At 68.3% G+C, this 15,025-nt stretch carries 8 protein-coding genes; 5 read left to right on the top strand and 3 right to left on the bottom strand.

Features of this window, described 5'->3' with window-relative positions; translation table 11 throughout:
- Nucleotides 1–16: 16 nt before the first annotated feature.
- Complete coding sequence (gene hrpA / locus WMF46_RS33560; RefSeq protein WP_437980932.1) at nucleotides 17–3,799, bottom strand: ATP-dependent RNA helicase HrpA; 3,783 nt, start codon at nucleotides 3,797–3,799, stop codon at nucleotides 17–19.
- Nucleotides 3,800–3,856: 57 nt separating this feature from the next.
- Complete coding sequence (locus WMF46_RS33555) at nucleotides 3,857–4,774, bottom strand: LysR family transcriptional regulator (RefSeq protein ID WP_437980931.1); 918 nt, start codon at nucleotides 4,772–4,774, stop codon at nucleotides 3,857–3,859.
- A gap of 85 nt (nucleotides 4,775–4,859) precedes the next feature.
- On the opposite strand from WMF46_RS33555, the gene WMF46_RS33550 reads away from it, so the two are divergent.
- From WMF46_RS33550 to WMF46_RS33535, 4 genes are all read left to right on the top strand, one after another.
- On the top strand, nucleotides 4,860–5,822 hold the full coding sequence (locus WMF46_RS33550; protein ID WP_437980930.1) for an NAD(P)H-binding protein: 963 nt from the start codon (nucleotides 4,860–4,862) through the stop codon (nucleotides 5,820–5,822).
- 387 nt (nucleotides 5,823–6,209) lie between these two features.
- The gene (locus WMF46_RS33545) at nucleotides 6,210–7,274 is read left to right on the top strand and encodes a DUF1566 domain-containing protein (RefSeq protein WP_437980929.1); all 1,065 of its coding nucleotides are present in this window, start codon (nucleotides 6,210–6,212) and stop codon (nucleotides 7,272–7,274) included.
- A 73-nt stretch (nucleotides 7,275–7,347) separates the two neighbouring features.
- On the top strand, nucleotides 7,348–8,964 hold the full coding sequence (locus WMF46_RS33540) for a hypothetical protein (protein ID WP_437980928.1): 1,617 nt from the start codon (nucleotides 7,348–7,350) through the stop codon (nucleotides 8,962–8,964).
- Nucleotides 8,965–9,182: 218 nt separating this feature from the next.
- Nucleotides 9,183–10,751: a hypothetical protein gene (locus WMF46_RS33535; RefSeq protein ID WP_437980927.1), complete on the top strand. Its 1,569-nt coding sequence runs from the start codon at nucleotides 9,183–9,185 to the stop codon at nucleotides 10,749–10,751.
- A 146-nt stretch (nucleotides 10,752–10,897) separates the two neighbouring features.
- Here the strand turns inward: WMF46_RS33535 and WMF46_RS33530 are convergent, their stop codons facing one another.
- A complete protein-coding gene (locus WMF46_RS33530) occupies nucleotides 10,898–12,205 on the bottom strand; it encodes an LLM class flavin-dependent oxidoreductase (RefSeq protein ID WP_437987959.1) in 1,308 nt (435 codons plus the stop codon).
- A gap of 498 nt (nucleotides 12,206–12,703) precedes the next feature.
- On the opposite strand from WMF46_RS33530, the gene WMF46_RS33525 reads away from it, so the two are divergent.
- On the top strand, nucleotides 12,704–14,848 hold the full coding sequence (locus WMF46_RS33525) for a choice-of-anchor Q domain-containing protein (protein WP_437980926.1): 2,145 nt from the start codon (nucleotides 12,704–12,706) through the stop codon (nucleotides 14,846–14,848).
- Nucleotides 14,849–15,025 lie beyond the last annotated feature (177 nt).

Genomic DNA, 15,025 nt, shown 5'->3' with positions numbered 1-15,025 from the left:
AAGCGGGCGTACGCCGCTATCCGAGCAGCCGCTTCCACTGCTCCGTGAGCCGCTGCGGCGAGACCGGGACCGCCGCCTTCAGCTCGGGCGCGAAGAGCGACACCCTGAGCTCCTCGATCAGCCAGCGGAACGACTCCAGCTCTTCCGCGGGCACGCCCTTGTCGCGCAGCCCCTGCTGGTGCTTGAGGTAGTCCTGCCAGAACGGCAGCACCTGCGCGGCCTTGCTCTGGTCCTTCTGCGGCCCGTTGGGCAGCCGCTCGAGCCGGATCTGCGCGGCGCGCAGGTACCGGGGCAGGTGCGCGAGCCGGTCGACCGGGGCGCGCGAGAAGAGCCCGACCGGCAGCAGGAAGTCGACCTGCGTGCGCACGTCGTCGAGCGCCGGCCGGGGCGCGCCCGGCTTGCCCGTCATCGACCGGAGCATCGCCTGCACGCGGTCGAGCTCGACGCCGATCTCCCGCGCCAGCCCCGCGAGCTTCCCGAGCACGCCCTGCAGCGACGCGCGGCCCTTGTCGAGGCGCGCCTGGAACGCGGCCTTCGTCCTCGGAAAGGCGCCGGGATCGCCGAGCTGGAACGCCTCGTCGAGCGCGCGCAGCGCGATCTGCCGGGCGAGGCCTGGCTCGCCCGGGGCCACCTTGGCGCCGAGGCCGCTCACCGCCACGGCGCTCCGCAGCGGCTGCTCGAGCTGGCTCATCTTGCCCCCGAGCTGCAGCAAGAGGAGCCGCCGCAGCCCGGCGCGCGTCGCCTCGGCCGCCGCGGCCCTCGAGGCGAGCACGCGCACCGACACGGACGTCTCCCCGTCGACGAGCGCCGGGTAGCCGAACACCTTGTGGCGCCCGGCGTCGACCTGGACGCGCTCGGGCAGCGCCTCGACGCTGAACGACGTGAGCCCGTCCCGCTCCAGGCCCGCCTTGCCGACCCTCGCCCAGGCCTCGCGCGCCCGGCCCGACAGCCGCTCCTTGAGCTCCCGGAGCTCGCGCCCCTCGCCGATCACCCGGCCGTCCTCGTCGAGCACGCGGAAATAGAAGCGCAGGTACGGCGGCAGATCCTGGGGCCGGAACGCGCCTTCGGGCACGCGCTCGGCGGTGCGGTCCTCGACCGCGCGCGCGAGGACGGCCCGCAGCGGCCCCTGGAACGGCCGTAGCTCCGCCGCGATCTCCCGGGCGACCTCGCGGAGCGGGGCGAGCGGGACGAGCGCCTTGCGGAGCGACTTCGGCAGCGACTCGAGCAGCTGCGCGATCTTCTCGGCGTGCCACCCGGGGATCATCCACTCGAGCTCGTCGGGATCGGCCTGCGGCAGGAGCACGAGCGGCAGCGAGAGGGAGATGCCGTCGTCGTCCTCGCCCGGATCGAAGCGGTAGGAGAGCGGCACGGCGGCGCCGTAGAGGTCGAGCGAATCGGGGAAGCGCTCGGGCGTGAGCTCCGCGGCCTCGTCGAGCAGGACGTCGGCGAGCGCCAGGTGGAGCGCCCGCGGGTCCTCCGCCTCGGCCTCCTTCCGCCACGCCTCGAACGTCTTGCCGTTGTAGACGCCCTCGGGGACGCGCCGGTCGAAGAAGAGCTCGAGCGCGTGCTCGTCGGCCAGCATCTCGCTCCTCCTCGCCTTGTCGCGCAGCCGGCTGACCTCCTCGAAGAGCTGCCGGTTCGCGTCCATGAACGGCGCGCGCGTCGCGTACTCCTGCCGGACCAGCGCGTGGACGAGGAAGATCTGGCGCGCGGACTTCGGGTCGATCGCCCCGAAGTCGACCCGTCGATCCCGCGCGATCGGCAGCCCGTACAGCGTCACCTGCTCCCGGGCCATCACGGCCGCCGGCTTCGCGGCCCAGTGCGGGTCGCTGTGGCTGCGCTTGCAGAGCGGCCCGGCCGCGGCCTCGATCCACGCGGGATCGAGGGCCGCCACCATCCGGGCGAAGAGCTGCGACGTCTCGACCAGCTCGGCGGCCATGATCCACGCGGGCGGCTTCTTCGCGAGGCCCGACGACGGGTGGAGCTGGAAGCGCGTCTGCCGGGCGCCCAGGTACACCTTGTTCTCCTGGTTCCACATGCCGATGCGGCTGAGCAGGCCGGGCAGGAGCGCGCGGTGGATGGCGTCGCCCTTCGCGGGCGCGTCGTTCGGCGAGAACCCCATCTCCTTCGTGATCCGGCTGATCTGCCGGTGCACGTCGGCCCACTCGCGCATGCGGAGGTACGAGACGAAATGGTCGCGGCAGGCCTTCCTGAGCTGGTTCTGGGTCAGCCGGCCCTGCGCGTCCTGGTAGAAGCTCCACAGCTTCAGGAGCCCCACGAAATCGGAGGCCTCGTCCTTGAACTTCCTGTGCGCGTCGTCGGCCTGCTTCTGGGCGGCGAGCGGCCGCTCCCGCGGATCTTGCACGCCGAGCGCCGCGGCGATGATCAGCACCTCGGCGAGCGCGCCCTCGCTCTCGCCGCCCAGGACCATCCGGCCGAGCCGCGGGTCGAGCGGCAGCCGCGCGAGCTTCCTGCCGGTGTCCGTGAGCTCGCTCGCGTCGTCGAGCGCGCCGAGCTCCTCGAGGACCCTGTAGCCCTCGTCCACGGCGCGCTTCGACGGCGCGTCGAGGAAGGGGAAATCCTCGATGGCGCCGAGCCCGAGCGCCTTCATCTGGAGGATGACGCCCGAGAGGCCGACGCGCAGGATCTCCGGATCGGTGTACGCGGGCCGCGACCGGTCGTCCTGCTCGTCGTAGAGCCGGAAGCACACGCCGCTCTGCACGCGGCCCGCGCGCCCCTTGCGCTGATCGGCGCTCGCGCGGGATATGGCCTCGATCTGGAGCTGGGTGACGCCCGTGCGCGGGCTGTAGCGGTTGACGCGGGCGAGCCCGGAGTCGATGACGTACACGATGCCCGGGATGGTGAGCGACGTCTCCGCGACGTTGGTCGCGAGCACGATCCGCCGCCCCGGCAAGGACTGGAACACGCGCTGCTGGTCGCCCTGAGGGAGCCGCCCGTAGAGCGGCAGCAGCGTTGTGTGCGGCAGGCCGTGGCGCGTGAGCTCGGCCATGGTGTCGTGGATCTCCCGCTCTCCGGGGAGGAAGACGAGGATGTCCCCGCGCGGATCGATCGAGGTGATCTCCTCGACCGTGGCGGCGACGGCGTCGGCGACCTCGGCCTCTCCGCTCTCCGGGCGGCGGTGGATGACCTCCACCGGGTACGTGCGGCCGGAGACCTCGATGACCGGAGCGCCGTCGAAGTAGGCCGCGAACCGGTCGGTCTCGAGCGTCGCGGAGCTGACGATGACGCGGAGATCCGGGCGCCTCGGCAGCAGGCGCTTGAGGTAGCCGAGCAGGAAATCGATGTTGAGGCTGCGCTCGTGGGCCTCGTCGATGATGAGCGTGTCGTAGCCCGAGAGCCGCGGATCGCCCTGGATCTCGGCGAGGACGATGCCGTCGGTCATGTACTTGACGTAGGTGGCCGGGCTCGTCCTGTCCGAGAAGCGGATCTTGTAGCCGACCTCCTTGCCGAGCTCGACGTTGAGCTCCTTGGCGACGCGGGCCGCGACGCTGGTGGCGGCGATACGGCGCGGCTGCGTGACGCCGATCCGGGCGGAGAGGCCGCGGCCCATGGCCAGGCAGATCTTGGGGAGCTGCGTGGTCTTGCCCGAGCCGGTCTCGCCCGCGACGATCACGACCTGGTGCGCCTCGATGGCCCGGGCGATGTCGTGCACCCGCGCCGAGATGGGCAGCTCCTCGGGAAAGCGGACCGGGCTCCTCCCGGACGCGGGCGGGGACGAGGCCCGGCCGCCGGGGGCGGGCGGCGCGGGGGGCTGCTCTTGCGGAACACGGGAGCTCACGGTGCGCGAGGGGGTAGCACCTCCCGCCGCGGGGCGCCGTCCGAAGCCGCTCGCTCGTCACTCCGCGCGCCCGGGAAAGCCGCGGCCGAGTTCGCGCACCACCTCGCTCACCAGCTCGCGCAGCCAGCGGTGACGCGCGTCCTGGTTGAAGCGCCGGGCCCAGACCACGCACATGGGCAGCTCGGGCGTGCTCACGGGACAGGCCTGGCGGTGCAGACTGGGAGCGAGCACCCGCACGATGTCGTCGGGCAGCGTGGCGACCAGATCCGACGCACGCACGAGCGTGATGGCTGCCTGAAAGCTCGGCACCGTCACCGCCACGCGCCGGCGCTTGCCCATGGCGCGCAGCGCGTCGTCCACGTGGCCGCCCTCTTCGCCGCCTGGCGACACCAGCGCGTGCTCGGCCGCGAGGAACGCTTCGAGTGTGAGCTTCTGACGCTTGCGTGTGACCGTGACGAAGCGGCGCGTGTACTGCACGCTCATCACCAGCTCGTCGAGCATGGGAATGCGAACCTGCCCCCGCAGGTCGGGCAGCACCGCCAGATCGACCACGCCGCGCACGGCCTCGTGCGCGCTCTCGAGCACCAGCGGACGCACGCGGATGTCGAGCCCGGGCGCCGCCGCGCGCATGCGTTCGAGCAAATGGCTCGCCAAGACGGCCTGCATGTCGTCGCCGAACGCGAACGTGACCACGCCCTGGGCCGTGCGCGGAACGAACGCGCTGGGTGGACCGAGCACGCGCTGGGCGCCCGCCAGGAGCGAACGCACCTCGGGCAAGATCTCGCTGGCCCGCTGGGTGCGCACGAGCTTTCTGCCCGTGCGCACGAGCAGCTCGTCGCCCGTGGCCTGGCGCAGCTTTTCGAGCGTGCGACTCATGGCGGGCTGGCCCACGCGCATGCGGCGAGCGGCCAGCGTGACGCTCTCGGTCTCGAGCAGGGCGAGCAGGGCGGGCAAGAGGTCGACGGGGGCATCCATGCTTTGTAAGCATACATGATAGGCCGACAATCGATTTTCGGCATGGTCGAGAGCAGGGCATGTTGAGGACCGAGGAGAGGTTCCCATGTCGAAGCGCAGCGAAACGGAAAGCCCCAAGCACGTCGTGGTCGTCGGCGCTGGCCAGATCGGCACGCCCCTGGTGGAGCAACTGGCCGCAGACGGCCACCGGGTCACGTGGTGCAGCCGCACGAAGCCCGCTTCCATGCCCATGGGCGTGGAGCACCGTTCGGTCGACGCTCGCGATGGCGAGGCGCTCGCGGAGATCGCGCGTGGTGCGCGCGCCATGATCGCCGCGGTCAATCCCGCCACCTATGACGCCGACGTCTGGGCCGAGACCTTGCCTCCGCTCCATCGTGGCCTGATCGAGGGGGCGAGCCGCGCCGGTGTGCGCCTGGTGCTGCTCGACGCGCTCTACCTGTACACCTTGCGCGAGGGCCCGCTCTCGCCCGACACGCGCCATGCGGCCGAGACCGAGAAAGGTAAGATCCGCATGCAGATAGCCGACCTGTACACGGCAGCGCAGCGCGCGGGCACCTTGCGCGCGGTGATCTTCCGCGCCAGCGACTTCTGGGGGCCCGATCTCACCAGCGCCCTGCTCACGCGCGATGGGCTGCGCGGGCTCAAGAACGGGAAGCGCCCGATGCTGATCGGCGACCCCGACGCGCCGCACGCCTTCACGCACCGCGACGACGTGGTGAACGGCCTTATCAAGCTGGCGTTCGCGGGCGACGACGTGGAGGGCAGGGTGTTTCATGCGCCGGTCATCCACGTGAGCCAGCGCGAGCTCGTGCAAGCGGTGGCCCATGCCATGCACGTGGCGGTGCGCCCGATCGTGGCCAGACGCTGGTTCTTGCGCGTGGCAGGCCTGTTCTCCAGGTCGGCGGGCGGCATCGTGGAGATGCTGCCACAATGGGAACAACCTTACCTCGTGGACGACTCGAGTTACACCGGACGCTTCGGCACGCGGGCGATCACGCTCCAGGAGGGCGTTGCACAGCTGGCCAAGCTCACCCCGGCCCTGAGCTGACCCACGCGATCCCAGCCGAGGTGGCTGGACTCAGCGAACCGAGAAGAGCTCGAAGTCAGCCCACGCTCCCCCTGTGATCTTCAGCTCTCTGTGCTTCAGCGCATGGTTGTCTGGCCACGAGTGGAAGGCCTGCCTGATCGCAGAAGGCCCGCCCTGTCGATGAGCTCGTACAGCCGGACTGCACGAGTCAGGAACGGCTCCGGGAGTCTTGACTTTGCGGAACGCGTTTGCTCTTGCTATCCGCCAGAGAAATCGGCGTCGATTTCTACTTGGATGCGCCTTCCAATGGTTCAATCTACCTTGATGCGATCCGTTGATGAGAAGAAAAGAAGGCGAGGGCAGGGGCGGTCGATTTTCGCCCCTTTCCTTTTCTTGGGGTTCACTATCGTGGGCTGTGACAACTCGTCTGAGGCGAGTTCGCCGAAGATCTGCGGGGAGAATTGCAGTACCGACCAGGATCCGACCTCACCCGAGAGCCCTGACGGCACCGAGAACGACGGCACCGAGAACGACGGCACCGAGAACGACGGCACCGAGAACGACGGCACCAAGAACGACGGCACCAAGAACGACGGCACCAAGAACGACGGCACCGAGAACTGCTCCTCCTCCGATCCTGCTCTCTTCCAGATGGCGCGGTGGCCGATGCCCGGTTCGACCGGGGAAGACCACTCCGTTCAATATCGGGTGGACGAGGAGGTCACCCACGACGAGATCACCGGACTCGACTGGCAGCGGCAACCAGCGCCGGTTTCACTCACAGATGAGCATGCTGCGGAATACTGCGCTGAGCTCATCCTGGGCGGGCACTGTGATTGGCGACTGCCCACCCGTATTGAAGGGGTCAGTTTGCTCGATCTACAGAGAAAGCCTCCCTCCTTCGACCCAGGGGCCTTTTCGGATATAGACGGTGAATTTGTACTTTGGTCGGGAAACCCTGAGCGGCTCTTTCGCCTTGGCAGTGATGGAGGCCTTCGTGTGCGATCGCCCACCAGCGCGGGCCCGGGCAGGGTGCGGTGCGTTCGCGGGGGAGGGGTCCCCGACAGCGACGGCAGTCGCTACGAGCTCACACCTGACTTGGCGAGGGACTTGGGCACCGGCCTCACCTGGACGCGAGCAACGAGCAAGAAAACTTACGCTGATGCCGCTTCGATGTGTGCAGGGTTGCAACTGGATGGCGGTGGTTTTCGAGTTCCCAGTTTGAAGGAGCTGCATACTCTCATCTTCGACTCAAAGCCAAATGGTCCATGGATCGACCAAAGCGCCTTTCCCAGCTTTCCAGCAGCGGTATCCGGGCATATCACCTTCTGGACCTCGTCGCTCGAGGCCACCGACTCGAATTCGGCTTGGATGCTCGACTTTGCCACCGGTACCGCCGAGGCGACCGCGTTCACGGCAAGTGTTACCCTGGAGAGCACGCTGCACGTCCTCTGCGTCCGCTCGCGGCCGTAGCGCATAACGCAGGCGGCGACCCCGTGGTTGGGGCAACCTGACCCTGGTTCGCCTGTGGAAGGTAGATGAAACGATGGACCCGCTCGCGCGTGAGCTGAAGCTCCGTCTCAGGGCAGCAGGCAGCTGTGACGCTGCATGGGAAGTCATTGCGAGAAGCCCCTTCTTCGACGAAATCGAAACTCACCCCGACGTGCTGAGTGAAGCTTCGCGGGTCCTGCTCGATTGCGCTCGCGCTGCGCGAGATCCGCTTCGCGGGGTCTACTTGGCAACGTACGTTCGGCTGGGCATCGCGTCTGGTCTCTTTCTGTTTTGTCCGATCGACGAAGCCACCGATCGACCTCGAGAGCCTGAAGATTGGCGGCTCGAGGCGGATCAGATCATTCCATTCATGCGCGGTGGTGAGCCAGAGGGTCGCACGGTGGCGGCGCTCGCGCTCAACGCCACAAAGAATGTGCGGCGGGATCATGCTGATGAGGTCGCGCACGTCATCGCGCATGACCCGGACTCTACCGCTACCGCAATCCTGCGATTGTTCTTGAGCCGCCACAGATCACTGGGTGTTCATGCTTCGGATCTGCTCGTGCTTCCGGCCACCGCTGCAGGAAACCCGGAACAGCGATTGGCTCAGCTGTTCAACATCGGCGCGTTGACCCTGTCCGGGCAGATGCTCGATCCAGACACGCTCGACGCTCTACTCGATTTCGTTGAACGCCCCGATGCCTTTCCGGAGGGATGGGGTCTGGCGTACGGCAAGCGTCGACTGTCCACCAGGGACGTCGCTTATGACCTGCTCGAAGTTGCGAGGACAGTAGAGCCCGCCTCGTTCGCTCTCCGTTTGCTGACTTCCGACCAGTCCGCGCGCGCACAGTATTCGGCATTCTCTCTCACGTTCCTCGTGCCAGCGGAACGTTTCCCTTGCGGTCCGGTCTTGGCTGAGCTCAGCGACGCAGAGAAGAAGGTCTTGACCAAGACGCAACAAATTCCTGGGGACGTCTACTTGAAGCTTGGGATTGGGCGCCATGAACTCGTTGGTTTTCTCAGAGGCCAGGGCTTTCGCTACAGACCCGTTTCAATAGAGGTGAATGGTCTGCGATGGGAAGCGCATCTGGGCGCCGTCGTCCGACGCATGGCTCTCGGCGAGCTGCCAGTCACCACCGTGGCTGACGCGATCGCGCAGGAGGGCAGCGCCAAGGAGCTCGTTCATTGCGTACTTTCAGATCTGCACGCGATTGCGCATCTGTTTCGGACTCGAGAGGAGCACGCCAATGTTCACGATTTGGCTTGCCGGCTGGCAGCTGCGGCGATCAAGAAGGAACAAGGGGCTTGTCGTCTTCTCGTCGACGGCATCGTGAGGTGCAATGAGCGTAACTCCACGTCCAGCCACGTCGCTGCGGCAATTCAGGGGGTGGTGGCACATTGCGGTGTGCTTCCCCCAGAAGTCGAGCAGAAGGCGGTCGAATTGCTGAGCGCACCCCTGGCGCTACAAGCGGGTGAATCCTTGCTGCGCTCACTAGCACCAGAGGTGCGGGAGCGTCTGATCCTGGGCAGCAAGGAGAAGCAGGTGCACGAGGAGGGGAAGGCATGCGACGCAGGATATCTCCTGCGCGCCGCGGGAGGTAGAACCTGCTCACCGGGACGCGGCGAGGGCAGAGAGGGGTGTGCGCTGCTCGGACGTCGGCTCGAGCGGTGAGGGAGGGGCCTGTGGTAGAACACGTCGGCCAGCCGAAATCTGTGCTCCGCAGGCGAACTGCACGTAGTATTCGCCTCGAATGAAGGCTTTCATGTCCACGTGCGCCCGAACCCCGCGCGCGGTTCCATCTTCCGCCTGCCGCGCGTGGATCGGTGTGCCCGATCGCGAGGGGCGTCCGGCGGGATCCGGCGCGATGCGCCGTGTCCTGGCGAAGGGCCATGCTCCCCGCTGAGCCGCTCGACGAGGCGCCCCTCACCGCCGGCGAGGCTCCCATCGGACAGCGGTCGACGTTGTTCCTCATCGTCTCCTACCGGCACCCCGACAGCGAGCAGGGCGCCTTCGATCTCGAGGCGTTCGAGCGCCGACTCCTCGCAGAAGGCAACTTTCGCCCGAAGCGCATCGACGATCCCACGCTGCTCCCGCACCTGAACGTCCAGGTGCAGGGCGGTCGCCTCCTCCGCGCTTACGAGCCCACAGCCACGCTCGGCAACCTGTTCGACCCACGCGCGCGCTGGGTCTTCGAGCGCCCGCCGAAGCCGCGGAGGGCCGCCGCGCCTGCCTCCGCGGATGAAGCGGACGGGGACGAATCGAGGGCTCCGGTCAAGAAGAAGCCGTCCGAGAGGGGCATAGATCCGGGCATGCCGTTCAAGGTCGTGGTCCCACCGCGGCTCTACGTGATCGAGACAGGCCATGTCTTCGTGGTGCTCGGCGTGCGCCCGACGACGCTCACGCTGGGCGCGTTCCAGGACTTCTACACGGCGGTCGTGCGGCGGGGGTACAACCACCTCTTGCCGGAGCGCATGCCCCGGCGGAAGGCGGGGCGAGACGGCGAGACGCGGCCCCACCCGCTCGTCGCCATGGCGGAGAAGGCCGCGATCAAGGGCACGACGCTGCGGGACTGGCTCACGCTGCTCGTGCCAGGCCTGCCCGTCGAGGCGCCGATCGGCAGCTGGCCAAACCCCATGGCGGTGAACGTCCTCTTCACGGAGGCGATGCCGGGCCCGGCGGATCGCTACCGCCTGCGGCTCTCGCACGGCAGCGATCAGCCGATCGAGCCCTCGCAGGAGGACTGCTGCATCGAGGGGCACAAGGCGATGTGGGAGCCCTCCGCGCGGGAGCTCTGTCTGTTCTCGCCCATCGGGGTGACATGGCTGCTCTGGCCGCTCGACCCGCCAGGACAGCTCGGGCAGTTCGACATGGCCGTGCTCGAACGATATGTGTACAAATGGATCCTGGTCGAGCACGAGCGGCTCTTCCTCTTGAACCTGTCGAGCCAGTGCGCCCGCCTCTCGAGCCGCCCCGACGCGCGCGTCTTCGGTCGGATGCGGCTGTCGCTGCTCCAGTACACCGCGAGGTTCAGCGTCGGCCACATCAGCTCGGAGGAGCGGCACGATCGGTTCTACTGCGGCCTGCGCGCGGCGCTCGACATCGGGGGTCTCTTCGACGAGGTGAAGGCGGAGATCACCGAGATCGACGAGTACCTCTCGGACCGGCGGGCGGATCTCCTGAACCAGGTGCTCGCGTTCTTGACGCTGGTGCTCACGCCGGTCGGCCTGGTGATCGGGATCTTTCAGCGGGAGACGCTGCCCGCCTTCGATTTCGAGCTCGCGCGGCTCGCGATGCCGGGGGCATGGCCACTCTGGAGAGCGTGCCTCTTCCATGGGCCGCTGTGGCTCCTCGTCCTCTCGGCGGTGGCCGGGACGCTCGGCTTCGTCCGCCTCCTCGGGATAGGGACGCTGCGATCGCTCTTCGCCCGCGTGCTGCGCGGCAGGGGCGCGGACGACTGAGCGTCACGCCGCCGGCGCATGGCTGGAATCGGGGACGAAACATCGGAGGCTCGATCGCGGTGGCATCCTGGGGGATGACCTCCCGGACGCCGGCGTCCCGGTGGTGCGAGCTGACGGGCGCCCCGGCAGCGCTCAGCGCTCAGCGCTCAGCGCGCCGCGGCGGGGGTCGGGAAGAATCGGTTGGGGGGCCGCGCGAGCCCCAGGTTCTCGCGCAGCGTTCGCCCTTCGTACTCACGCCGGAACAGGCCCCGGCGCTGGAGCTCGGGGACGACGCGATCGACGAAATCGTCGAGGCCGCCCGGCAAGTAGGGGAACATGATGTTGAAGCCGTCGCAGCCGTTCTGGACCAGCCACTCTTCCATCTGGTCCGCGATGGTCCCGGGCGTGCCGACGAACGCGAGCCCCCCGAAGCCGCCGAGGCGCTGCGCGAGCTGCCGCACCGTCAGCCCTTCTCGACGCGCCAGCTCGATCGCGCGTTCGCGCCCGCTCTGGCCGGCGTTCGTGGGCGGGATCTCGGGGAGCGGCGCGTCCGGATCGAACCGCGATGCGTCGCAGCCGAGCGCGATCGAGAGCGAGGCGATGCTGCTGTCGAAGTGCACGAGGCTGTCGAGCCGCGCGCGCTTCTCCTGCGCCTCCTGGACGGTGTCCCCCACGACGACAAGCGCGCCCGGCAAGATCTTGAGTGTGTCGGGGTGCCGCCCCAGGCGCTCCAGCCTGCCCTTGACGTCGGCGTAGAAGCGGCGCGCGCCTTCCAGCGTGGATTGCGCCGCGAACACGACCTCTGCGGTCTCGGCCGCGAGCTGCCGGCCTGCTTCCGAGGCGCCCGCCTGCACGATCACCGGCCAGCCCTGGACCGGGCGCGCGATGTTCAGGGGACCGCGCACCGAGTAGTGCTTGCCCCGGTGATCCAGGACGTGCAGGCGCGCCGCGTCGAGGTAGATCCCGGCCTCGACGTCGCGCACGAACGCATCGTCGGCGAAGCTGTCCCAGAGCCCGGTGACCACGTCGAAGAACTCGCGCGCGCGCCGGTAGCGCTCGTCGTGCTCGACGTGCTCGGTGAGCCCGAAGTTCAGGGCTGCGTCCGGGTTCGCGGTGGTGACGATGTTCCAGCCGGCGCGCCCGCCGCTCAGGTGATCGAGGGACGCAAAGCGCCGGGCCACGTGGAACGGCTGATCGAACGTTGTCGACGCGGTCGCCACCAGGCCGATGTGCTCGGTGGCGCCGGCGAGCGCGGAGAGCAGCGTGAACGGCTCGAACGACGTGACCGTATGGCTGCGCACGAGGGCGTTGAGCGGCATGTTCAACACGGCCAGGTGATCGGCCATGAAGAACGCGTCGAAGCGAGCCTGCTCCAGGCGTTGCGCGAAGCGCTTGAGGTGCGCGAAGTTGAAGTTCGCGTCCGGGTAGGCCCCTGGGTAGCGCCAGGCGCCGGTGTGAATGCTGACCGGGCGCATGAACGCGCCCAGCTTCAGGGTGCGTGCGACCACCGTTGAACCCCGAGCCGCGCGAGCGGCCACTCCGAGCGTTTCGCCGTCATGTGGAGTGTCTACTATAACGGACGCTTCGACGCTAGGGCGGATGGAGACCCGGCCGGGGTTGGCCGACCGGCGGCGGCCCAGCGGCCTGACCCAGGTTGCGGTCGGCGACCCGACCCAGGTTGCCGGCGGAAATCCACTACCACCGGCCTTATTCGCTCGTGCTAAACCCCTGCTCGCCCCCCCGATGCCTCGCGAACCGACGGCTGTCCGAACGATGCGCAACCGTACGATCGCTGCGCAAGATCGCGTGATCGCTCCAGCCATCGAATCGCGCCATCGAGGTGATCGCCTCGTGGTTCCCCCACGATGAGCGTCATGGCCGCCTGCTTGCAATGTCCTCGCGTCGAAGCGCCTGGTGCACGCGTCGTGTACGCGACTCCAGCGTCATGAGCCAAACAACGAGGACCACGACCCATGAACCGATCGCGCAAGAACCGGATGACTCCCACGATGCATCGGTACGCTCCGCCCGGCGCCCTGCTGCTCGCCGTCGGGCTCTTTCCCGCGTGCGCGACGCAAGGCGGACCCGATGAGTCCGACGCCGACACGCTCGGCGCCGGGCTCGCCTCGAGCGCGACGATGACCTGCTCGAAGCTGACCGTCCTCAAGGGGTCCACCGGAGGCCAGGGCGCTCAGGCCCTGGCGACGAAAGATCTGAGCGGCGCGGCCGATACGTGGAGCAAGTATGTCGAGTTCAACCCCGGCAGCCAGGCTCAGTGCGAGTACGCATTGCCGGCCGGCGCCTCGGACGCCGACGTCTCGGCGCTCAGCCTGTCGGTGAACTACCGAGGACCCGCGAAGGCCGATATGCTCTGGACCTTCGACGCCTGGGACTACAGCACCAGCACCTGGGTCAAGATCGGCGACAACGCGTTCGCTTCGTCCTGGGCCTGGAGCGCCGCCACCATCGCGCTCCCGTCCCCGCACGCTCGGTTCGTGTCGGGCGGCAAGCTCAAGATCCGCTATGGAACCACGAGCACCGCCGACGCGTCCGACGTCGACCTGCTGGTCCTCAACGCCACCCTCACCAGCGCGCCGCCGCCCGAGTGCGTCCCCGAGACCGACGCGCAGCTCTGCTCGCGGCTCGCCAGGAGCTGCGGCCCGCTCTCCGCCAATGACAGCTGCGGCGACCCCCGCACCGTGGCGAGCTGTGGAACGTGCTCTGGCACCCAGACGTGCGGCGGTGGCGGGTCGCCTGGCGTGTGCGGCGACGCCGGCTCCACCTCCGACCCCGACCCCAACCCCCCAAGCCCGGTGGCCGGGGCGTGCGGCAATCGCTCGATCGGCAGGACCATCACCGTCGCTCCATCGGGCGGCGACCACAGGACGATCCAGGCCGGCCTCAACGCGGCGGCCGCAGGCGACACCGTCGTCGTCAAGGCGGGCACCTACAACGAGAAGGTCTCCTTCACGAGGGGCGGCACCGCTGCAGCCGGCTGCATCACCCTCGAGGGCGAGGCCGGCGCGATCCTCGACGGGACCGGCAAGAGCGGCGTCGGCATCGACATCTCCAGCAAGAATTACATCAAGGTCACCGGCATGACGGTGCAGAACTTCAAGGGCAGCGGCGACACGCCGATGGGCATCAGCGTGAGCGGCAGCTCGAGCTTCCTCGAGATCCGCAACAACCTCGTGCACCACATCGAGAGCTCCCAGGACGCCCACGGCATCGCCTTCTACGGGACGTCCGCGACGCCGATGACCGACCTCCTCATCGACGGGAACGAGATCCGGGACTGCAAGCTCGGCTCGAGCGAGGCGATGGTCCTCAACGGCAACGTCACCAAGTTCGTCGTCTCGCGCAACACGGTCCACGACAACGACAACATCGGCATCGACTTCATCGGCTTCGAGGGCACGGGCCCCTCGGGCTCGGACCAGGCGAGAGACGGCGTGTGCGTGGACAACATCGTCTACAACATCTCCTCGGCCGGAAACCCCGCGTACGACGGCGAGCGGTCGGCTGACGGCATCTACGTCGACGGCGGCAAGGACATCGTCATCGAGCGAAACAAGGTGGACTCGAGCGACATCGGCATCGAGATCGCCAGCGAGCACGCGGGCAAGACCACCAGCAACATCACCGTGCGGAACAACTTCGTGTCGCGGAGCTACCAGGGCAACATCATGATCGGCGGCTACGACACGAGCAGGGGCAACGCGGCGGACATCGCGGTGCTGAGCAACACGCTCTACCAGGGCGCCGGCGGCGAGATCATCCTCCAGAACAACGCGAACGGCGTGCTCATCCAGAACAACATCCTCCGCGCCACGTCGGGCAACGACTACGTGAGCAGCGGCAGCAACAACAGGAACGTGACCGTCGACAACAACATCTTCTTCGGCGCGAGCCGCAGCTCGGCGGGCGCCTTCTCCGACCCGCACGCGAGGTTCGTCGACCCGCTCCTCGTCGGTCCCCCGTCGGACCTCCACCTGACCAGCGGCTCGCCTGCCGTCGACGCTGGCATCGATCTGGGCAGCCGGAGCGGCGCCACCGACATCGACGGCGGCGCGCGGACGAGCGGCGCGCGCATCGACATCGGCGCCGACGAGCGCTGAAGCCGCGCAAGGCGGTCGAGCAGTCGCTGACGAACGCGCTGCGGATCTGTCACATCGAGTGCCCCGACAAGATCTGACGGGTTCGCTTCGTCACCTGGGCGGCGTGGGCGCCGGCGGCGTTGACGGCGCGGTCGGCTTCGCGGTCATGGGCGGGGTCGACGATCCTTGGCGCCCTCA

It is taken from the genome of Sorangium sp. So ce117 (assembly GCF_051524395.1).
Lineage (GTDB): Bacteria > Myxococcota_A > Polyangia > Polyangiales > Polyangiaceae > Sorangium > Sorangium cellulosum_B.
This window is presented reverse-complemented; position numbering and strand designations above follow the sequence as displayed.